Origin of the sequence: Flavobacterium aureirubrum (genome assembly GCF_038739835.1) — a bacterium.
Classification (GTDB): domain Bacteria; phylum Bacteroidota; class Bacteroidia; order Flavobacteriales; family Flavobacteriaceae; genus Flavobacterium; species Flavobacterium aureirubrum.
This window is the reverse complement of record NZ_JBCGDO010000151.1, coordinates 1-284: the sequence shown is the minus strand read 5'-3', so window position 1 is coordinate 284 and position 284 is coordinate 1. Positions and strand designations below refer to the sequence as shown.

Here is a 284-nt window from a genome sequence, read left to right as displayed (position 1 = left end):
GGTTCTAAATGGTTCTAAAGCATCCATCGTTACAATCCATGGTGAAATGGAAGAGGCAAAGTTCTTAGCCAAGAAAGGTCCAAGTGGCACATATTCCCATTTATGAATGTCTCTCGCACTCCAATCGTTTAATAAAACCATCCCGAAAATATAATCTTCGGCTTCCTTAATTGGAATGTTTTCCCCCATGATATTAGCATCTGTAGTAATGAAAGCCGTTTCTAATTCAAAATCAACCACTCGTGACGGACCAAATACAGGCGTGGTTTCTCCGTTAGGTAACG

The 284-nt window shown here is 40.5% G+C and carries 1 protein-coding gene; it reads right to left on the bottom strand.

All coding sequences use genetic code 11. The features are described 5' to 3' along the window. Positions 1 to 284, bottom strand: a 284-nt coding sequence (locus WFZ85_RS16310; RefSeq protein WP_342697289.1) for a fumarylacetoacetate hydrolase family protein, incomplete at both ends; no start/stop codon positions are given.